The 20702-nt window shown below is 64.6% G+C and carries 15 protein-coding genes and 1 pseudogene; 8 read left to right on the top strand and 8 right to left on the bottom strand.

Annotated elements, in window-relative coordinates:
- Positions 1-7: 7 nt before the first annotated feature.
- Both N687_RS0114115 and N687_RS0114120 read right to left on the bottom strand, forming a co-directional pair.
- Complete coding sequence (locus N687_RS0114115; RefSeq protein WP_051663268.1) at positions 8-1456, bottom strand: hypothetical protein; 1449 nt, start codon at positions 1454-1456, stop codon at positions 8-10.
- Positions 1453-1986 carry a hypothetical protein gene (locus N687_RS0114120; protein ID WP_156040161.1) on the bottom strand — a complete coding sequence of 178 codons (534 nt, stop codon included), beginning with the start codon at positions 1984-1986 and terminating at the stop codon, positions 1453-1455. The genes N687_RS0114115 and N687_RS0114120 overlap by 4 nt, the downstream gene beginning before the upstream one ends.
- 125 nt (positions 1987-2111) lie before the next feature.
- Between N687_RS0114120 and N687_RS0114125 the strand changes: the two genes are divergently transcribed.
- A complete protein-coding gene (locus N687_RS0114125) occupies positions 2112-3086 on the top strand; it encodes an aldo/keto reductase (protein WP_029422466.1) in 975 nt (324 codons plus the stop codon).
- A gap of 64 nt (positions 3087-3150) precedes the next feature.
- Here N687_RS0114125 and N687_RS24000 read toward each other — a convergent pair whose 3' ends face one another.
- The gene (locus N687_RS24000) at positions 3151-3309 is read right to left on the bottom strand and encodes a hypothetical protein (RefSeq protein WP_156040162.1); all 159 of its coding nucleotides are present in this window, start codon (positions 3307-3309) and stop codon (positions 3151-3153) included.
- Between the two features lie 245 nt (positions 3310-3554).
- Here N687_RS24000 and N687_RS0114135 point away from each other — a divergent pair, with 245 nt between their 5' ends.
- Both N687_RS0114135 and N687_RS0114140 read left to right on the top strand, forming a co-directional pair.
- Complete coding sequence (locus tag N687_RS0114135) at positions 3555-5144, top strand: DUF4855 domain-containing protein (protein ID WP_156040163.1); 1590 nt, start codon at positions 3555-3557, stop codon at positions 5142-5144.
- A 13-nt stretch (positions 5145-5157) separates the two neighbouring features.
- On the top strand, positions 5158-6651 hold the full coding sequence (locus N687_RS0114140) for an S-layer homology domain-containing protein (RefSeq protein ID WP_029422468.1): 1494 nt from the start codon (positions 5158-5160) through the stop codon (positions 6649-6651).
- Positions 6652-6866: 215 nt separating this feature from the next.
- Here N687_RS0114140 and N687_RS0114145 read toward each other — a convergent pair whose 3' ends face one another.
- From N687_RS0114145 to N687_RS0114155, 3 genes are all read right to left on the bottom strand, one after another.
- The gene (locus N687_RS0114145) at positions 6867-7874 is read right to left on the bottom strand and encodes a ring-cleaving dioxygenase (protein ID WP_197029291.1); all 1008 of its coding nucleotides are present in this window, start codon (positions 7872-7874) and stop codon (positions 6867-6869) included.
- A gap of 117 nt (positions 7875-7991) precedes the next feature.
- Positions 7992-9068 carry a polysaccharide deacetylase family protein gene (locus tag N687_RS22345; RefSeq protein ID WP_051663270.1) on the bottom strand — a complete coding sequence of 359 codons (1077 nt, stop codon included), beginning with the start codon at positions 9066-9068 and terminating at the stop codon, positions 7992-7994.
- Positions 9069-9130: 62 nt separating this feature from the next.
- A complete protein-coding gene (locus N687_RS0114155; protein WP_029422471.1) occupies positions 9131-10405 on the bottom strand; it encodes a LysM peptidoglycan-binding domain-containing protein in 1275 nt (424 codons plus the stop codon).
- Positions 10406-10575: 170 nt separating this feature from the next.
- Between N687_RS0114155 and N687_RS0114160 the strand changes: the two genes are divergently transcribed.
- From N687_RS0114160 to N687_RS23240, 4 genes and pseudogenes are all read left to right on the top strand, one after another.
- Positions 10576-11943, top strand: coding sequence for a hypothetical protein (locus N687_RS0114160; RefSeq protein ID WP_029422472.1), 1368 nt, complete (start codon positions 10576-10578; stop codon positions 11941-11943).
- Positions 11944-12075: 132 nt separating this feature from the next.
- Positions 12076-13194, top strand: a complete 1119-nt coding sequence (locus tag N687_RS0114165; protein WP_051663271.1) for a carbohydrate kinase — start codon at positions 12076-12078, stop codon at positions 13192-13194.
- A 12-nt stretch (positions 13195-13206) separates the two neighbouring features.
- Entirely contained in the window at positions 13207-14154 is a 948-nt protein-coding gene (locus N687_RS0114170; protein WP_029422474.1) for a pseudouridine-5'-phosphate glycosidase, read from the top strand.
- Between the two features lie 154 nt (positions 14155-14308).
- A pseudogene (locus tag N687_RS23240) lies at positions 14309-14768 on the top strand (AMP-binding protein); the annotation flags it as partial.
- A 5-nt stretch (positions 14769-14773) separates the two neighbouring features.
- On the opposite strand, the gene N687_RS0114180 reads toward N687_RS23240, so the two are convergent.
- Positions 14774-16006 carry an ArnT family glycosyltransferase gene (locus N687_RS0114180; RefSeq protein WP_156040164.1) on the bottom strand — a complete coding sequence of 411 codons (1233 nt, stop codon included), beginning with the start codon at positions 16004-16006 and terminating at the stop codon, positions 14774-14776.
- A gap of 150 nt (positions 16007-16156) precedes the next feature.
- Positions 16157-18541, bottom strand: a complete 2385-nt coding sequence (locus N687_RS0114185) for a YcdB/YcdC domain-containing protein (RefSeq protein WP_029422478.1) — start codon at positions 18539-18541, stop codon at positions 16157-16159.
- 850 nt (positions 18542-19391) lie between these two features.
- On the opposite strand from N687_RS0114185, the gene argJ reads away from it, so the two are divergent.
- On the top strand, positions 19392-20633 hold the full coding sequence (gene argJ, locus N687_RS0114190; RefSeq protein WP_029422479.1) for a bifunctional glutamate N-acetyltransferase/amino-acid acetyltransferase ArgJ: 1242 nt from the start codon (positions 19392-19394) through the stop codon (positions 20631-20633).
- Positions 20634-20702 lie beyond the last annotated feature (69 nt).

Raw genomic sequence — 20702 nt, forward strand, 5'->3', positions numbered from 1 at the left:
GTGAACCTCAGATCGTCATCGGTGGCAGGCTAAGCGAAGACCATACCGACGACAGCTCTTCATTCAGGCGGGTCCAATCGTCGTCGATCCTCTGCTGCACGTACTGATGCCGCTCGTTGCCCTTGTCGAGGAGGGCCCACTTCAGTTGCGGCAGGAGGTACCGGACGAACGCGACCCACTGGGGGTAGTTGATGGCCAAAGGGTTCTTCGTAATGGCCAGCTTGCCGGCATTGGCCGCCGTCGCGATGAGATGGGCCGTGAACAGCATTGTTTGCAGCTTCGGCTTGCGCTGGCCAGGCAGGTTCATAGGCAAGGACTCAAGCGCACCATGCCCTTCGGTCAGGCGCTTTACAAAGTAGCTTGTGCGAACCAGCACCTCGATGATCAGTGGTGACACGGACATGGCCAGGAAGTGGCGGAAGTCGTAGCCGCTGCGATACATGATCCGCGAGATATCCGCGACCGAATAACCCTCCTTGCCGAAGTTCCCGACCTGAATGAGGTTGAGCAGTGGCATGAGGGGCGCCGGCAATCCCCGGGGGGTGGCCACGTCAGATTTGAGGTGGCCGAAAACGCGCGCGATTGCGGTGAATAGGTCACACCCTGCCAGGTCGGGACGCATGGAAACCGTTTGCGAGATGATGTTCCCGTTCTTGTCGATCGCGGTGAACGTCCCGCACAGGATGTCCTTGACGCCAAAGAGAAAACCGAGGATCGGATCGTGGCCGAGCGACTGAAAGCGATGCATGCTCGGGCTGAGACCGTCCACAGGGATTTTGAGGCCGGCCGAATGGGCGGAGTCGTAGGGCACCCAATAGTCGGTCTCCAACTTCCGAATCTCTTCGGGAGAGAAGTGACTGTTGATTTTGTCCCGAATCCAGTTCGACAGCGGCCCCCCGTCGGAACCCTTCGCGCCCAGGAAGCCCGGGTTCTTTGGCATCTGGATGAGGAAGATGTCGACAAGGGCTGCCAGCACGCCGGCCACGCCGCAGATGCACCAGTCGATGGCGTCAAGGCGGTGGATGTCATTGAATTCGTTGCGCAGCATGGCAATGCGTTCTTCCACAGCGACGATCTCAGCATCTGACAGGATATCTCCCAGCGTGGCCGGGGTGTCGATGGCTGAACTCGCCTCACGTACTAGATCTTCCCAGCTGGGAAGGGCTGGACTTTGACCGCGTTCCACCTCGCGAATCGAGGCACCACGGGTCGGGCGGGCCAAGGCGGCATCCACGGGAGACGTGGGCTTCCCACGACTGGCTTCACTGCGCCGCGGAACAGGCTTGCCCAGTTGCCTGAGCATCCATTCGGTCGATGCGATCGCATGATGTGCTCGGTCCAACACCCTGTCCGTCTGCTTGGATGCGGAGTCGAGCAACTGGGAGTGATACTTCAATACGTCCAGTGCCTGCTGTTCCTCGGGATTCCACTTGTAATCTCGATCGCGCTGGCTCATGCCGGTTGCTCCAGGTTCAGGTCGGATCGCAGGTTCTTAATGATGTCCTGCAGCAGGATGTTCAGCGAATTGAGGTATTCGATGCGTTCGGCCGCGAGATCGAGTTTCGATTTCAGTTCATTGATAATCGCGTTTTGCTTTCGGATGGCTTCCTGTAACAGGGCCTCCTTGGCTTCTTTGAGTTTGCGCTTCCTGCGATGGGAAACGACTGCATATCCGCCGACTGCCAGGACAGCAACGGGCGCGGCGGTGACAAAAATTCCAGCGACCATGCCGCCGCCCACGACACTGCCCGCCGCCGCCAGTCCGCTGGTGATTCCGGCGGCACTGAAACCCACGGTACCGGCTCCGTAAAGAATCCCCAAGCCTGCGGCAACGCCAACGGCTCCACCAGCCGCTGCCCCCAGCACCTCCGGAATGTCACTGGTCTTGATGGATCTGCTTGCATCGTTGAGCCCTTTTCCTGCCTCTTCGAGGACTCGTTTGACAGGTTCCAGAGATTCAAGACTGCCATAGATGAGTTTTGACACGAAGCTGCTCCTCCCGATATGTACGATGATGCCGATTCCATAATTTCGCAACGTCCTCGCCGTTTTCCTGCATAGACCAAGGGTACGGTACAATTGAGGCAGTTGGAAAGGAAGGAGTGAATCTCGTGGAATACCGATCCTTGGGTGCAAGCGGCCTCAAGGTCTCCGTCCTGGGCCTCGGCACCAACGCCTTCGGCGGCCGCGCCGACAAAGAGACCTCTATCCGCATCATCCACCAGGCGCTCGATGGCGGCATCCACTTCCTCGACACCGCCAACATCTACACCGGAGGCCGGTCGGAGGAGATCATCGGGGAGGCCATCCGCGGCCGGCGGCACGAGGTGATCCTGGCCACCAAGGCGGGCGGCAGGACGGGGGATGGGCCGCTCGACGCGGGATCGTCCCGGAGGCATCTCCAGCGGGAATTGGAACAGAGCCTGCGCCGACTCGGCACCGATTACATCGACCTCTACCAGATCCACACGTTCGATCCTGACACGCCCCTCGAGGAGACCCTCCGCACGCTGGACGACTTCGTCCGCTCCGGGAAGGTGCGCTACATCGGGGCGTCCAACTACTTCGCCTGGGAGCTGATGAAGGCCCTCGGGATCAGCGAGCGGCTGAACCTGACCCGCTTCGTGTCCGTTCAGCCGTCGTACTCGCTGGCGGACCGGACCGTGGAGCAGGAACTCGTGCCCCTGTGCCTGGACCAGGGCATTGGCCTCATCCCGTACTTCCCGCTTGCAGGGGGCATTCTCACGGGCAAGTACACGTCGCCCGACGTGGTCCCGCGCGGGTCGCGCCTGGACAAGGAGCCGCGCTTCGCCAACCGGCTGACGCCGGAGCGGCTGGAGCTCGGGCGGCAGGTCGCCCGGATCGCGAACGATCTCGGCGTCACCCCGGGCGTCCTGTCCATCGCCTGGCTGTTGCAGCGGCCGGCGGTGTCGACGGTGATCGCCGGGGCCAGCCGGCCGGAGCAGGTGGCGGAGAACCTCAAGGCCCTGGAGGTCAAGCTGGACGCGGCGACGCTGGCGGAACTCGACCGCATCAGCCAGCCGTTCGTGTACGGCCCGCCGTTTGCGACGTTCCGGTTGAAGTGACGGTAGTCTGTCGCCTGGTAGGGCGGGCTCAGGGCCCGCCCTTCGCGTCTTCAGGTCCAGGGGTTCATGGCTTCGGGTTGTAATCCGGAAGCGAGGGCACCGTGTTCATCTGCTCTGGATGCGGGAGCCCCTGCCACAGGTGGCCGAGGAACATCCACAGGAACACGGCGATTAACGACACGCCGGCGATCACGATGCCAATCATGGTGGCCTTGGTCTTCATTCCCATTCCCCCCTTGTCAGCCTGCATCTCCCACCGTCTGGATATACCCGCACATCCCTTTCCCGATCGTTTTCTTCCATCCAAAAACATGAACCTGCGACTGTGACAAATCTCCCTGTTTTCTCGTCTATCTATCGTGTCTATGGTATCGTAGCGGAAGGCGGGCCAACCGTTTCTATCCACGCTACCGATTCCCATCACAGAGACGGGTGCCTGTGCACCCGGAGAAGACCGTGGAGGACAGGATGGAGAGAAAACACGTCATAGCCGGAGCGGCCTCGTTCGCCTTGACGGCGAGCCTCGCCACCTGGCCGTGCGGGGCGGCGGTGTGGGCGGATACGCAGGCCACTACGCTGGATCTGACTTCGCAGGCCACTGTCACGACAGACGTTCAGGGACAGTACGACGCCACGTTTTCGCAGATGGAGCAGACGTACAACGCTCCTCTGTGGGGCGGCGATGGTTGGCGGGGATTCCTGCGCCAGGGAGGTCGAGACATCACCCTGACCCTGCCTCAGAGCTACAGCCTGCAGACCATCTCCATTCAGATGGAGCAGAACGCCCGTTCTGGCATCTACTATCCCAGCCACGTGGACTTCTCGGCGAATGTCAACGGCAGCTGGGTGGAGTTGGGCACCGTGCGGCCGGTCATTCCGCCCACGGACAAGCGGAGCACCACCTACACGTTCCGCATCGACGCCAAGGGCGTGCGCACCCAGCAGCTCCGCATCTCGTTCCCGGTGCAGGTGTGGGTGTTCGCGAGGCATCTGACCATCACCGGATCGACGGTCGGCGGCGGGAGCACCAACCTGTCGCCGGAGACCGGCGGATCGCCCGGGGTGCAACAACCGCTCTCGCCGGCAGACGCGCGGAGCCATGGGATCCGAAACATGCTGCTCGTCTACACGGGCGATCACGGCGACGCCGGCACCTGGAGCACCGCCGACTTCCTGCCGATGGTGATGTACCAACCGCCGAACGGCGCACCCGCTCAGCACCTGTTTGATAGCGTCCTGTTCCTGCCCTACAGCACGCTGCAGGACACGCAGGGCGCCTGGCAGGCGTACCTCGACGACCTCTTCCGGCCTGGCCAACAGCTCTCCGCGCTCGATGCGGCGGTGGGACAAGCCAACCAGATCCTCGGCACGCCCGGATACCGGGAGAAGGTCGTCATCGCCCTGCCGTATCCCGTCTACGGGGACGGCGTGTGGGGAGTGGCCAACGGCGTCAGCCTGAACTTCGACGGGTCGGCTCAGGACCCGAACGCCCTGTCCGCGCGTATGCAGGCGCTGCAATGGTATATGCAGACCCTGCAGGCCGACTGGAACCGGGCGGGATTTCAGAATCTCACCCTGGTCGGGGTGTATTGGGAGAACGAGCAGATCGATCCCGGCGCTCCCGCCGAAGCCCGCCTGGTGGGCGGCGCGGCTCAGGCGGCGCACGCCCAGGGCTGGCCGCTCTTCTGGATCCCGTTCTACGACGCGCCGGGGACGGACGTGTGGAACCAGGCGGGGTTCGAAGCCGCGTGGCTGCAGTCCAACTTCATCGAGCAGGGGACAGCGGCCGACGCCCGGCGCATTACGGAGGCGGAGCAGGCGGCGCGCAGGGACGGCCTCGGGATCGAGGTGGAGCTCACGGACGGGGTGCTCCAAGACCCCGGCATGCAGGCGGAATACCAGGCCTTCTTGCAGCAGCTGCAGCAGAATGGATTCGCCGGAGCTGTGTCGCACGCCTATTACGCGGGATCGAAGCTGTTGGTGACCGCGGCGCAGTCGCCCGATCCCGCGGTGCGCGCCGTGTACGACCAGACTGCGCAGTTCGCACTGCAACCGTGAGGGAGGGATCGCGATGAATCCACGTCCATGGAAGGCCGCGATGGGACTGGCGACGGCGCTTGTCGCATCGGCGATCCCGCTGGCACCGGCCGCCGCGGCGGTCAAAGCGCCGCAGCACGCGATGCAACAGAAGCGGATTGTCCTCAATGGCAAGACCGTTTCTCAGCCGGTCGGGTTCGCCGACCACGGCACGGCTTACTTCCCCGGCTGGTACCTCATGCGCGCGCTCGACAGCCTGCACGTGACGAGCAGCTGGGACGGGCACAACTGGCGCATCACCGTGCCCAGCGGGATGAAGGTCGACTTGTCCAAAATTGACGTCGGCACCGGAAATGTGTCCATCTACGTCAACGGCACCCTCGTAAAGCGCGTCTACGACATCGTCGATATCGATCCCGCGTCTCACCAGCCCACCATGTACATCCCGGTCTGGTACGTGATGCGCGTCTTCGATCGCTTGGGGATCCAATCCTCCTGGAATGGCCAGACGTGGACCATGACCACGCCGTCCACCGGTCCGGGGGGCGGGTCCTCCGGCGGAACCGGTTCCAGCGGTACAGGCTCGGGCGGTTCGGGGTCCGGAGGCACCGCCCCAGCGTCGCCGCCCGACACCACGCCGCAGGCGTCAGACATCCCGGGGACCGTGTCGAAGGGAGCGCTCGTGGCTGACCTCGTCTCGGCCCTCGGCCTGCCGGTCTCGGCCCCTGCGACGAGTCCGTATGACGACGTCCCGGCCTCCGATCCACGCTGGCCGGCCATCGCCACAGCGGTCTCGCGGGGCCTGATCTCCCCGTTCTCTTCCACCCACTTCGGCACGGGCGACGTGGTGACACTCGATACGGCGGAGCGGATGGTCTGGAACCAGCTCGGCATCACCAACGCCCGCTATCAGCCGGGCGGGAGCCTGGACGCGTGGGCGCAGTTCGTCGGGCTCACCGACGGGATCGCAGGCGGGCAATACCTGACGCAGGCCGACGAGGCGCGTTTTGTGCAAAATCTGCGCAATCTGCGCGCGGGCGGGACGGTGTCGGGCGGGGTGCTGCAGGTGCGGTACACGCCGCAGGACGAGTGGGCGTGGACGTTCGCGGGGGACCAGACGGCGGACGGGACGCCCTACTACCCGACCGACGCGGCGGTGCAGGAGGCCATCACGAAGACGTACCGGTTCTTCAACGGGGTGACCGCCCGCCTGCAGGGCGGCGATCTCGTGGTGCAGCTGCCGGTCGATCCCGACGGACGCTGGTTCGCCTACGCCAGCACGGCGGGCGACCTGCAGTACAGCCTCGACGGCGGCAGCACGTGGACGACAGCGGCGGCCTTCGACGACCGGGAGCTCACCTGGCGGCCGGCGCAGGTGTGGGTGAAGGCGCCTGCCAGTGCGCCGCTGCAGGTCACCTTCAACAACATGGTGCCCGCAGCGAAGGGGTCGGTGGTGCTGGGCTGGGTGAGCATCTCCGTAAATCCTTCCACCGGCAACCCGCAGGCGCAGCGCGTGTATCTGCAGTAATTCGGAGGGGGCGGTGCCGCGTCACTAAGCGCTGTCGCGAATCGTTCCGCGGCACCGCCCCCTCCCTTCCGCGTAGGTGGTTCGGCAGCCTGCAACGCATTTGCAGAGCCTTCGTAACGTCGCCATCTCTTTGGGCAGAAGTCCCCAGAGGTTGGGTGCGTCGCGCGAAGCGGCTCGCTTTAGCGCAAGAAGCGTAGCGCGACGCACCCAACCGGTTAGAGCGGTTTCAGGTTGGCGATAATCTTGTCGCGGTGCGGCTCCAAAAACGGCGGCAGCACCACCTTCTCGCCGAGGGTGTCCGGGTCTTCGTCGACGGCGAAGCCGGGGCCGTCGGTGGCGATCTCGAAGAGCACCCCGTTGGGCTCGCGCAGGTACAGGCTGCGGAACCAGTACCGGTCCACGGGGCCGCTGTTGGGGACGCGGAAGGTCATCAGGCGCTGGGCCCACTCGTCGTACAGATGATCCGGGGTGCGGAACGCGACGTGGTGCACGCCGCCGGCCCCGGGCTCCACGGGCGGCAGGTCGGGCTGTTCCGTGACATGCAGCTCGGCGTGCGCGCCGCCGTCTCCCATCTCGTAGACGTAGACCGTGTGTGACGGGGATTCAGGATGCCGGTACTGGCGTACCTGGCGCATCCCGAGGACCTGGGTGAGCAGCGGATCGGTGCGTCGCAGCACCGGGACGCTGACGAGGATGGGGCCCTGGCCGCGGATCTGATACGCCGCAGGCACGGGGCTTTTCTCCCATGGCTGATGGTCGTCCGCCTGGGATCCACTCCCTCCGCTGGCGTGCGCCCGTTCACTCGCTGCGCCCTTCACCGGTGCGGCCGTCTGGTCGATCAGGGCCAGGCGCTGCCCCTCCGGGTCTTCGAAGAGGAGGGCGGGCCGGCCGTCCCACTCCGTCACGCCGCCGTGCGGCACCCCCTTTTCCTTCAACCAATCCGCCCACCAATCCAAGGCATCGCGGCCATACACGCGCAGGAACGTGCGCGTGATGCTGCGCGTCCCGCGGCGTTCGCGGGGCAGGTCCCAATCGAAGAAGGTGAGGTCGTTGCCGGGAGTGCCGCGCCGATCGCCGCTGTAAAACAGGTGATAGGCGCTGACGTCGTCCTGGTTGACGCTGCGCTTGACGAGGCGCAGGCCGAGGGTCTGCGTGTAGAAGCGGTAATTGTCACGGATCCGGGATGAGACCGCGGTCAGGTGGTGGATGCCGAGCAGTTGCACGAGCGCTCCCCCCATAGCTCGGATTTGGTTCCACTGTATCACAGGGGGGTGCGGCCTGCTCACTCGGCGTGCCAAAGAATGGACCTGGTCGTTGAGCGCGCCGCAGGGCGGGCCGGCTCAAATCGCGTGCCACCGGGCCGGCCTGGGTGATGGCCGGGCCGATGGAAGGCTGGTGAACGTGTAGCCCAGGGATCGCAGCGTGTCGATGATGTCTGGCAGCATGTGGAGCGTGGCCAGGTGGTCGTGCATCAGGACGATGGCGCCGGGATGCACTTCCGCTCGAAGGATCCGCAGGATCGGTGCCTCCTGGCTGCCGTACTTCCAATCCAGCGTGTCCACATCCCACAGGACCATCTTCATCCCGGTGTCCGCCAGGACTTGGCGGGTCACGGCGTTGTAGTCACCGTAAGGTGGGCGGAAGTATACCACGGGCTGGCCGGTGACCTCCTCCAAGGTCTTCTTGGCGTCCAAGATCTCGCTGTACTGCGCGTCGTGGCCGAGACGGATGAGATCCGCGTGATCGACCGTGTGATCCCCAATCTGAATGTCGTCATCTTCCGCCAGCCGCCGTTTGACCTCGTCGGTGGCGAACTGGATGTGGTAGGTGTTCCAGAAGAATACGGCGGGGACGTGCTCGTCTCGCAGAGTGTCGATCAACTGGGCGGTGCAAGGGCTCGGACCGTCGTCAAAAGTGAGGATGACGGCCTTCTCGTCTCCACCCTGGCCGCCCGTGTTCGTGGCACCAGCAGGGCCAGCCGCGCCTTGGCTGTCCGCACCGGTATCGCTGGCACCGCCAATCATCATGTCGGATCCATTCGTCCCGGCGGCCTCGGCGAGGGCGGCCCAGGTGAGTGGTCCGACCGAGCCGTCTGCCAGCAGGCCGTGTTCCGATTGGAATCGGCGCACGGCGGCCAGGGTGGCGGGCCCGAACCAACCGTCTGCAGGGCCGGGCGTTTCGCCGAGGCGTGCCAGAACCTGCTGCAGGTCTTGGACGGCGTCGCCGTGGCTGCCCACGCCGAGCACCGGCCGCTCGGCGGCCTCCACGGGAGGCCCGGTCCACGCCGTGGCCAGACAGGCGAAGACCCCCAACCACATCCACAGCCACGCTCGGATTTCCAGCCAAATCCCACCTTGCCGCCGTGCCCGGCACCCCAGCATCCCGCGGCGGGTTCTGCATCCCCATCCGCCTGGCACAAACATCTCTCCTTGTCGCCGGATGAAGCATGTATATACGCCGGGCCGCGAGGATAGACGTCTCAGACGCGCTTTCGAACGCGGAAGTTGTCAGCGAGGACCAGCCAGTTCTGCGGAAAGTCGGTAGGCAGCTCCCAGTAGCTGACACCGCGCAACCCGTAGCGCTTGACCGTGTCCATTTTCGCCTGGATGCTGCGGGCGTCTTCGAACCACACTTCGTGCCGCCGCCCCTGATTGTCCGTGTAATGGAAGTACGGGGCCTGATAGGTGGGGTGGTACTGGATCTGGACCCGGTGCTGCACGGCCCGCCGCAGGGCTTCCTGCGGGCTGAACGTCTCGGCCAACGTGCCCTCGCGCCAGGGCAGGGTCCAGTCGTACGCATATACGGGCACGCCCATCAGGATCTTGTTGCGCGGGATCACGGACGTCGCGTAGTTGAGCACCCGTTCCACCTCGTTCATCGGCGCGATGGCCCACGGCCGCCCGCCGATCCAGCCCCACTCGTACGTCATCAAGACGACGAAATCGCATAAGCGCCCGTGCACGGGGTAGTCATGCGCTTCGTACAGACGCCCGGTCTGCGTGGCGCTGATCTTGGGCGCGAGCGCGGTGGACAGCAGGTACCCGTTCTGGTGCAGCACGGTGCTCATGCGCTCGACGAAGCGGTTGTACGGCTCGCGGTCCTGCGGATAGATGTACTCGAAGTCGATGTTGAGGGCGATGTACCTTTTGGCGCGCAGCGTGGCAAGGATGTTCTGCACGAGCGTGTCCTGGACCGCGGTGTTGTTGAGGACCGTGTGGGCCAGGTCGGAGTTGAACATCCTGCCCTGCCAGTTGGTGATCACCATCATCGGCGCGATCCGCTCGTCCCGCGCGATCGACAACACCGGATCCTCTCCTGGTGGTTCCAGCCCGCCGGTCGCGGTGACGTGGTAGCTGAACGGGCTGAGGTAGGTCAGGTACGGGCCCACCTGGCGCAGGAACTGCTGGCCGCGTGAACCGAAGTCGGTCAGATAGCCGTTGGTCTCGATGGTTGGCCGGGGCCGGGCCGGGACGCGCAAGGCTTGACCTGGAGAAATGAGGGAAGGATCAGAAATGGCGTTGATGGCGGCAAGCTGCGCCGCGGTGGTGCCGTACCGGCGCGCGATGGCGGTCAGAGTATCCCCGGGCTCGACGAAGTACACGCCTTCGGGTGTGGGGATCACGAGGGCCTGGCCGACCAAGAGGACGTTCCGGTCCGGCAGCTCATTTACGGCGGCGATCTGGTTCATGCTGACGCGGTAGCGCTGGGACAGGGTCCACAGGGTCTCGCCGCGGCGGACGACGTGAATCTGCATCGAGACACCCCCTTCGTTGGGCGGATTCCCACCCAGCCTATGCGGGCGGGCGGGGTGCCGGGTGGGCACGAGCCCGAAGGTGGGGGTCACTCCGAAGGTGGGTACGAGCCCGCACACTGTCACCTGAACCGTCGCCGCCTCGTCTCCTCTGATGAAAGGGGCGGTTCAGGATGAAGAAAAAGACCATGTCGCTCTTGACGGGGCTGGTGATGATGGCGGCGCTCGCCGGGTGCGGGCGGGCAACTTCGCTGAGCCCGAACGCCGGGAACGCCCCGGGCGGGAGCGTGGCTGGCAACCTAGAGGGCAACGCGGCGGCGGGGCAGACCGCCGTCGCAGACAATGGCGCGTCTGGCAACCTGCCTTCAGAACAGGCGGGGGGCGGGACCGCGGGTGGGACGGTGAACTCGTCCGCTCCGGCCGCCCCGGCCGCGGGAGGGTCCGGGCCGGGGGAGACGGCCGGGCCCTCGGGCGGCGTGGCGGTACCGGCCGAGATGCCGCTGTCGGACATGGACCTGGAGGGGCTCGACGCGGTGTCGTTCGCCGACGGGACGACGGGCTTTGTGGCCGGCAAGTCGGGGATCCTGCGCACGCGCGATGGCGGGCGGACCTGGGCGCGGGTGTACGTGTGCCCGGATCCGATTCTCGGCATCGACGCCAAGCGCCAGCCACAGGACAAGGCACAGGGGGGGCAGTCGGGCGGTCGGGTGAACGTGTGGGCATACACGTACACCTATCTGCTCGCCAGTACCGACGGCCGGTATTTCACCCGGATCAACGTTCCTGGGCTGGGACAGGGGCACATCACCTCCTTGTCCGCACTCCCGGACGCGGGGGTGTGGCTGGCGGCGGGAGGGGCGGTGTACGTCTCCGATCCGATGAATGGTGCCCTGCAGAAGCGGTCGCCGGCGGGCGCCACGGTGACGGAGGTAGCCGCGGTGTCGGATGAGGTGGCGTACGCGGCGGCGGGCCGGTCGGTCTACCGGACGACCGACGCGGGGCGCCACTGGACGAAGGTGTTCACCGCCCAGTTGGGGCAGGAGGATGACCTCGGGGTGTGGCAACCTCGCCTCGTCGCCGCCGGCAATGACGTTTGGGTGATGTTCTACGGCGGCGGCGCCGGGATGAGCCAGGTGGCGTATGTGATCTACCACAGCGGCGATGGGAGCCACTTTACGCCGGTGGCGTACGAGGGTTACTTCCAGAGCCTGTACCCGTCCATTCATCTGCCGCCGAAGGCGAACATCGGGGCGCAGCCGGGGCCGATGCAAGCCCTCGGCGGGGGCCGGGCGGTCTTCCTCGGCTGGGAGCCGCGTGGTTTCGGCGACAGCGTGCTGATGACGGCGACCCCGGACGGGGGCAAATCGCTGCAGACGCAGCCGGTGAAGACGGCGGACAGCCAGGCGCCCGACTTTTTCAGCGGGATCGCCCTGTCGTTCACGGATCCGGCGCACGGCTGGATCGCCGGGACGACGATGGACAAGAAGCCGGTGGTGTTGAAAACAACGGACGGTGGCCGGAGCTGGACACCGGTACCGTGAGGTTCGGCCTGCGAGGTCGCTGAAGGGGGCGGCCGACCGTCGGGATGTCCGACCGTCGGACCGCCTTGTCTCTTGCGGATCGTAAACAAAAGTTTATAATGAACAAACAAGTGTTATCAGCGGGGTGATCCTGTGGCACCACCGGATGGGAACACCAGGCAGGCCATTCTGCAGCTGATTCGGGAGAATCCGTTCGTGTCACAGAAGGATCTGGCGCTGCGCCTCAACATCTCCCGTTCCGCGGTGGCCGCTCACATCTCGGCGCTGATCCGCGAGGGTGAGATTGTCGGACGGGCCTATGTGCTGCCCGAACGCCGGCCGGTCCTGTGCATCGGCGGTGCGAACATCGACAGGAAGATCCAGACGATGGCACCCATTCAATACGGCACGTCGAACCCCGCCTTTGTTTCGGAGTCTCACGGCGGGGTAGCGAGGAATGTGGCGGAGAACCTGGCCCGGCTCGGGGTGCTGCCGGTGCTTGTGACGATGGTGGGCCACGACCAGGAGGGGGACAGCCTGTTGGAGCGTGCGCGTCAGGACGGTGTGGACGTGAGCCACGCCATCCGGTCGGGAAGCGGTCGGACGGGCACGTACACGGCTGTGCTCGACGCCGATGGGAGCCTGGCCGTGGCACTGGCGGACATGGCGATTTACGACGAATTCACGGTGCAGCTCCTGGCGCCGCGGCTGCGGCTGATGCGACAATCGGAGTTGACCGTGTTGGACACCAATCTGCCGGCCGAGAGCCTGGCCCATGTCATTGCGGAAGCGGCCTCGACGGGAACGCGCCTGCTCGTGGTCCCGGTGTCCGTGCCCAAAGCCATGCGCCTGCCGCATTCGTTGGACGGAGTCTGGGCGCTGATTGCCAATCGGGATGAGGTGGCCGCCCTATCCGGCGTAGCCGTCGCGGGGCCGGAAGGACTCCGGCAGGCTTGCGCAGCCTTGCGGGAGCGAGGCTGCCGCGTCGTCGTGGTCACCCTTGGGCAGGACGGCGTGGCATGGATGGATGCGTCCGGCAGGTTCGGCGAGATGCCGGCCGATCCGGTTCAGGTCGTCGACGTAACTGGAGCCGGGGACGCGTTTGTCGCCGGATTCGCGTTCGGGATGGTTCACAAGCTGAGCGTGCAACAGGCCTGCCGGTTTGCGGCTCGTCTGGCCCAGCGGACGCTTCTGACGCAGGAGACGGTCTGTCCAGAGATCACATCGCGCTTGGCGCATACCTGGCTGACAGAGATTCTCTCGGTCGACTGAGGAGATGATTGTATGACGCAAGGCCATGTACCGTGGTTGATTTTCTCCGACGAAGTGGCAGCCGCACGGGCTGCCGGGAAGCCGATTGTCGCCCTGGAATCCACTATCATCGCCCACGGCATGCCGTATCCCACAAATGTCCGGACCGCCCGCGAGGTGGAGGACATTATCCGCCGTGAGGGCGCCGTCCCGGCGACCATCGCCATCATCGGCGGACGCATCCGCGTCGGGCTTTCCGAGGAGGAGTTGGAATTTCTAGGCCGCCCGGAACATCGTGCAGACATACCCAAGGTCAGCCGCCGCGACCTGGCGTACGTGCTGGCCCAGGGATGCAACGGCGCGACGACCGTGGCGGCGACGATGATCTGCGCCCGTCTCGCGGGCATCCAGGTGTTCGTCACCGGCGGGATTGGCGGTGTGCATCGCGGTGCCGAGCGGACGATGGACATCTCGGCGGACCTGACGGAATTGGCGCAGACCGATGTGGCGGTGGTCTGTGCCGGCGCGAAAGCCATTCTGGATCTGGGATTGACGCTCGAATACCTGGAGACCCACGGCGTGCCCGTGGTGGGTTACCGAACCTCGGAATTCCCGGCGTTCTACTGCCGGCGCAGCGGCTTTGCCACCAATTTTTCGCTGAACACCCCGGAGGAGCTGGCGCTGTTCGTCCACACCAAATGGGGACTCGGCCTGCGTGGCGGTGTGGTGATTGCCAACCCGGTTCCGGAAGCGGACGCCATGGACCCCGAGGAAGTGGAATCCGTGATAGCCCGTGCCCTGGAGGAGGCGGAGGCACGTGACATCCGCGGCAAGGACGTTACCCCTTTCCTGCTCGACCGCGTCAAGGCGCTGACCGGCGGGAGGAGCCTGGAGACCAACGTGGCGCTCGTCAAGAACAATGCCAAACTCGGGGCGCAACTGGCGGTCGCTTTGGCCGCAGCGTCCAGAGAATCGGTCTGACCTGGGTTGTCTCAGGGCGCCGCACATCGCCGGGGCCTGTTTCCTGGGCCTCCGGCCGACGGCGCCCTACCTGGGTTCTGGTGTAGCTGGACGGGATTCACCAAAATGATCACCCAGGTGCACAGGGTGGTTTTTGTCCGAATCTTATGTATGAACGCACCGCAACCTCATCAGCGAGTACGTCAGCTGCATCGTCGACGGGCGGATGGAGGCCCGGGACGTCGCGATCCACGCGCTCCCGCTGTACCACAGCGCGCAGCTGCACTGCTTCCTGGGCCCTGGGGTGTACGTGGGCGGCAGCGGGAACATCCTCGGACAGGCGTCGCCGCAGGCGATCCTGGACGCGGTCGAGCGTGAGGGGGCGACGCAGCTGTTCTGTCCGCCGACGGTGTGGATCGCGCTGCTGCGCCATCCGGATTTCGAACGGCGCGGGGGGCGTCAACGTGGCCAGCCGCGAGGTGGAGGAGCTCATCTACCAGTTCCCGGGCGTGTCCGAGGTGGCGGTCATCGGGGTGCCGGACCCTTACTGGATGGAGGCGGTGACGGCGGTGGTGGTACCGCGGCCTGGGATGACGGTCGACACGGCCGCGCTGCTGGCATTCTGCCGCGAGCGGGGAAATTAGCCAACCTGCCTATAACTGTGCGCTGAGCTGATCCACGAATATCTTGAGAGAATGCGCTCCAGTCCGTATCCAAATAGAATTGCAAGAAACGGCATGAGCGGATATCGGAATCTGTCCCAAGCCGGGAAAAAGAAGAACACCGCTGTGTTGTACAAAACGAACAGGAGCGGCAGACCGATCCTTCTCCAGGGAACCTTCTTTTGCATGCCGAAAAACACGACAATCATCCACAACCAATAGACAATCGTGTCAAACCACATGGCTGCATTCGTAAGCTTTTTCGCAGTCACTTGGAAAGTCACGCTGACCACATTCCAATCCACCCAGTACAGGAAGAAAATCTTGATGACCCCATGAATCACCGTCCAAAGCGGGTGGTGGAGTACATGATCGATAAATACGTGCATCCCGATTTTGTTTTCGGCGATTTGATCTGTACCGGCTGCGAGAAGCGGGTTCACCTTCGGATCCCATGACCAATAATACGATCCGTCCGCTTTCGTGCCTTGCCAAAGGTTTACTCCGCCGTTGGTTGAAATCAGCACAAAGTGGTGCAGAGCGATGTAGTTGCGGATCGTGACAGGGCACACGCCCACCAGCATGGCGGCAGCAAAAACCCCCGTTTTGATCAAAGACACACGCCAAGGTTGGCGGCGCATCCAGATTTCGTACAACAGGATGGCTGCCGGGAATAAGAGCGGTATCGGCCGGACGTCAGCTGCGAACCCGAGCAATATTCCGGATACCGCTGTCCAGATCCACCATCTGTCTTGCTCGCTTCTCAGATACATGAAAACCGATAACATGACGAGGAACGTGTAAAGTTCCTCAGAACCTAGCACAGCGTTCCACTCAATTTGGCTGGGCAAAAGCGTGTAGCCAAGTGCTGCCAAGAAAGAAACCGTCATGTTGCCGGTCATCTTCCGCGTTGCAAAGTAAATGAGAATCACGATGCCGATGCTGAGGAGCGCGTTTGCGATCAATCCGGCGATGACCGAGGTTGTTCCAGTCAGCGAGAACACGGTCCGGAGAAAGAACGGGTATCCAATCGGCCAGTAGGCCGTATAGAGATTCCCTTGCTTATACCCTTCTCCGTGTAACATGGATACCGCATGGGTGTAATACCAGTCAAAATCGTACAATTGCGGCGGGTGCATGTACCAGAGCCAAAGGCCGCGGAGGAACACATTCAAGAGGACCAGAAACAATACCGGCCGATTTCGTATCAATGGAACAACCCCTCTGTGTTTATCCCACTTATTTTACAGTTGGGCAGTTCCGCAAGGAAATGATCACGGTCACCCCGGCGGTCGAATGCCGCCGGGGTGACCGAACGCAAGGAACAGCGTAGAAGAACAGGCCGTCGTCCCCCGTCCGCATCACAACGGCCGCACGCCGCCAGGGGTCTGCATGAGGGTGGCGGCCTGGACCACCGCGATCGCCGCGTCGGAGAGGCGGACGGGGCCGCCGGCGTTAAACCGATCGGACTGCAGCGGCAGGAGGCCGAGCGACACCGACAGGGCCGCGGCGGCGAACTGGCTGTCGCCGATGTCGGCGGCGTCGCTCGCCTTCAGCTGGAACAGGTCCGGATGGGCGAGCAACGGTCCGTAGCCGAGGGCGCGCGCCAGGAGGGTGGCCGCGAAGCCGCGGGTCATGGCGGCGTCCGGATCGAACGGCTGCCCTTGCGGCAGCCAACCGAGTTCGTACGCGACGGCGATCTCCTGGTACTGCGGCGAAGTCTTGGGGACCTTCGCCAACACCTGCATCGCCTCGCTGGTCGCGGCTGCGGCCGCGTCGTACCGGTACTGGTAGCCGAGGGCGTCCACGAGGAGCTTGACGAACGTGCCGTTGGTCAGGTTCTGCGACGGATGCACGTTGCCGTCCGCATCGACTGGGATGAGCTGGCGGCTGACGAGCAGCCGAATCTGGTCGGCCCCGGGGACGCCATCGATGTCGCGCAGGGGCCCGGTGTACGGGACGGGCGTCTGCGGAGGTTCGAACTGGCCGGTGACGGCGTTGAACAGGTCATTGCTGGTGGTGTCCGCCAACGGGGTGTAGGCCAGCACCACCCGGGGCTGCGCCGGCGAACCGGACGATCCGGTGGTCACCTTGACCGGCCCCATCTTGCTGGCGACGATGGCGGGCTGCGTGAGCAGGTACACGAGTGACAGCGGTCGCTGCGTCAGCCAGGCCTGTTGTGCTTTCGCCAGCGGGATTGCCCGGGATGGATCGGGCAGATCGGCGCTGTCGTCCGCGGCCGGGCCGTTCATCCAAAACGATTGGATGCGGCCGGTCTGCGGATCGACGTGAAGGGAGCCGGACCGGGCCTGATCAGGGATGCCGTGGACGAGCTGAACGACTTGGTAGTCGGTCTGCAGCGACGGAACGGCCGATTTTTGGACGGGCATGGGGATCACCGCGATCGCGCCGGTATTCCCGGCGAACACCCGCTTGACGAACGTGTTCACGGCCTCGGTGATCTGCGCCTGGCTGACGGACTTTTGCGCCTTTTGGTCTTCGGGAGAGGACGAATATTGATTGAACTGGGTCAGCCGGCCGTAGGTGGCGTCGACCGTGGCCGAGACCACCTGTCCATCGGCGGTCTGCCAGGTGAAGTTCCAGGTCGTCTGCCCGTCCTGCGGCTGCCATTGGTTGACCGACTGCAGCCGGTCGGACGTCTGGATGCCGAGCGCCTGCCGGGCGAAGTCGAGGGCGGCCTGCTGCGACCAGTTGACCTTGGGCGGCGTCACAGGCAGGGTGGGCCCGCCCGGGACCAGGGGCTTCGGAGCCTGGTAGGGTTGGACGGCCACCGGATCGCCCGCGGCGTCGATGATCTTTCCACTGGTGGCATCGATGACGGGCCAGCCGCCGATCCGCTGGTTGGAGAAGTTGTCTCCTGGCCACCCGATGAACGACGACGGCGCGCTGACGTACAGGAGCGCCGAGGTCGCCGGTCCGTTCGGGTGGTAGATTTGTTGGTATTCCAGATGCAGTTGCAGGGCATTTCGGTAGGTGTCGTCCGCCTGAGCCTTGGGGATAGCTTTACCGGCGTCGGGGAACGCGGCATCCGTCCAGTGGCTGCGCACGCCGAGCAGCTCCCCGTTCTGGCCGATGGTGATGGCGAACCCGTCGAAGGGCGCCGGGATGCCGCCCACCATCCGCTCGAAGTTGTACGTGTACGACGTGGCCCCCAGCAGCGATCCATAGGTAGCCTGCAGCGGTTGCACCTTCACCTGCCCGGCCCGGTTGGGATACAGCTTCTGCGCCCATTCCTGGGCAATGGCCTGTGCCTTGTCGGCCGACACGGGGACGGGATAGACGAAGTGGTCCTGCTGCGGCGGCTGGTTGAAATTGACGACCAGACCGGTGTTGGCGTCGACGGACACGTTCATGAAGCGCCCCGGCGCGGGCATGGTGCTCTGGTAGGTGAAATTGTAGGTCGGCGGTTGCCCGCTGGCCGGCGCGTCATTATAGGACCGGCTCTGCAGGACGTAGCCGTCCGGGATGGGGAAGGTCGACTCGACGATCTTCTGCGCCTGGTCCATGCTGAGCTTCGGCGGCTGAGGGCTCGCCGCGGTGGCGGTGTCGGGATGGATGGATCCCGACGGTGCCGCGCCTGCCGCTTTGGTCGGCGCGGTGTTGGCTGTGGCCGGATTTGTGGCCGCCAGGGCGGCCAGCGGCGCGATGGGCCACAGCAGGGCACCGATGACGCCCGCGGTCATCACGCGGGCCCCGGTGTGCGCGAGGCGATTCGGAGCATGCACGTTCCACTCTCTCCTTCAGTGCAGGATGCATTCACACGGAATAGACGAGGGCGGGTGGACGTTTGTGACGGACCCTTCTGATGATTTTTCCAATCGTCGCTCTTCACTCCGGCTGGCTTGGGCCGGTGTCCCGACCCGTCCTCCGGCAGCCTCGGTGGCACTTTATCCACGCGGCCTGTGGGGGAATCGGCATCCCGGGACATGAATGGGGTGGGAATAGGGTGGAAATGGGGGCGGTATGGTTGAATGGGGGCTCGTGGGCACCATCGTCAATGTCGTAGCGAACGAATTGTGTTTAAGCCAGCGGGATCGCGCGGGGATAAATGCGGATTCGTTATTTATACATTCGACTCTGGGAGTCAATAGGAACCGTATTGAATGAAAACGGGTTGAGTGAGGGGATGGATGGCAGCGATAACTGAATGAATTCATCTTAAACCATTCGCCGGAGTCTGAGATAACAACAAAGCGGTTTCTATCGTCTGGCTTACCTAGGCCATTAACATCAATATAGCTTGTACCGCTCGTCCCACCGCCGAGCGCACCGCCCAGCGCACAGCGCAGAAGGCCACGCCGAAACCCACGATCGCCCCTACACCCATTTTCCCACACAGGATGTCCGTTTGCGGTACTCTCAACCGCATAAATATCTAATATAATGAATCATCATGCCGTCGCGGCAGAGAGGTGCGGGCGGCGACTGCGGCCAAGGCGGCCACTTGGACCGCTGCGGCCAAGGTGCCACTGCGACCCCGGCGGCCAAGGCAGCCACCGCAGCCGAGGCGACCCCCTGCCGCCCAGGCGGTCGAGGAGGGCCACAAAAGAGGGCCATATAAAGGAGGGCCAACGAATGGACATCATTCAAGGAGGCGTCACCAGCCCGAAGGGATTCCGGGCGGCAGGGGCGCACATTGGCATAAAAGCGGTGAGGGCGGAGGGTGTGGCACCGCCAAAGGATCTGGCGGTGCTGGTCAGCGACGCACCGGCGGCAGTGGCCGCCGCCTTCACCACCAACCGGGTCAAGGCCGCACCCGTGCTGTGGTCACAGCGCGTGGTCGCGCGAAAAGCGCCCGTACGGGCAGTGGTCGTCAACAGCGGGAATGCGAACGCGTGCACGGGGGATCGCGGGCTCGAAGACGCCATTCGCATGGGGGAGGCCACGGCTCAGGCCCTCGGGGTGCAGACCGAAGAGGTGTTGGTTGCGTCGACCGGCGTGATCGGCGTGCCCCTGCCCATGGACGTGGTGCTGCGGGGGATCCCGCAGGTCTGCAGCGCGCTGGCCGCGACCCCGGAAGCGGGGGAGGCGTGTGCGGAGGCCATCCGCACCACCGATACGTTCACCAAGCAGGCGGCGGTGCGGCTCGAGATCGGCGGCCAGGTGGTGACCATCGGCGGGATGGCGAAGGGCTCCGGCATGATCCACCCGAACATGGCGACCATGTTGGCCTTCCTCACCACGGACGCGGCTATCTCGCGGGAGATGCTGGACCGGGCCCTGAAGGCGAGCGTGATCGACTCGTACAACATGATCTCCGTCGACGGCGACACCAGCACCAATGACACCGTCGCCGTGCTCGCCAACGGGCTGGCGGAGAACCCGGTCATCGCAGAGGACGGCCCGGACTTTGCGGCCTTCTGCGCGGCGCTGCACACCCTCAACACGCATCTGGCCAAGCTCATCGTGCGCGACGGGGAGGGGGCGACCAAGCTGATGGAGGTGACGGTGCGCGGCGCCGCGGATGTGGATGCCGCCCGCCGCCTCGCGCGCAGCGTGACCACCTCCAACCTGGTCAAGGCGGCCCTGTTCGGTGCGGACGCCAACTGGGGCCGTGTGCTGGCCGCGATGGGCTACTCCGGCGCGCCGTTCGATCCCGCCGGCGTCCACATCCGCTTCACCAGCGCCGCCGGCTCGGTGGCGTTGATGGAGGACGGCGAGCCGCTGCCGTTCGACGAGGACCTGGCCCTGCAGGTGCTGCAAGAAAAGGAGGTCCGGGTGGAGATTGACCTGGCCGACGGCGATGCCCAGGCGACCGCGTGGGGGTGCGATCTCACCTACGAGTACGTGCGCATCAACGGGGAGTACCGCACGTGAGCGGATCGCCGAACCGGCGTGCCACACCGGGCTGCCCAACCGGGCCGGTTTGCCCGCGCCCCGGTTTCC

This window comes from Alicyclobacillus macrosporangiidus CPP55, assembly GCF_000702485.1.
In the GTDB taxonomy this organism is placed as follows: domain Bacteria; phylum Bacillota; class Bacilli; order Alicyclobacillales; family Alicyclobacillaceae; genus Alicyclobacillus_H; species Alicyclobacillus_H macrosporangiidus_B.

Coding starts and splice junctions, on each gene's coding strand:
- N687_RS0114115 (WP_051663268.1), bottom strand. CDS start 1,456: ATGAGCCAGCGCGATCGAGATTACAAGTGGAATCCCGAGGAACAGCAG.
- N687_RS24000 (WP_156040162.1), bottom strand. CDS start 3,309: ATGAAGACCAAGGCCACCATGATTGGCATCGTGATCGCCGGCGTGTCG.
- N687_RS0114135 (WP_156040163.1), top strand. CDS start 3,555: ATGGAGAGAAAACACGTCATAGCCGGAGCGGCCTCGTTCGCCTTGACG.
- N687_RS0114140 (WP_029422468.1), top strand. CDS start 5,158: ATGAATCCACGTCCATGGAAGGCCGCGATGGGACTGGCGACGGCGCTT.
- N687_RS0114155 (WP_029422471.1), bottom strand. CDS start 10,405: ATGCAGATTCACGTCGTCCGCCGCGGCGAGACCCTGTGGACCCTGTCC.
- N687_RS0114160 (WP_029422472.1), top strand. CDS start 10,576: ATGAAGAAAAAGACCATGTCGCTCTTGACGGGGCTGGTGATGATGGCG.
- N687_RS0114170 (WP_029422474.1), top strand. CDS start 13,207: ATGACGCAAGGCCATGTACCGTGGTTGATTTTCTCCGACGAAGTGGCA.
- argJ (WP_029422479.1), top strand. CDS start 19,392: ATGGACATCATTCAAGGAGGCGTCACCAGCCCGAAGGGATTCCGGGCG.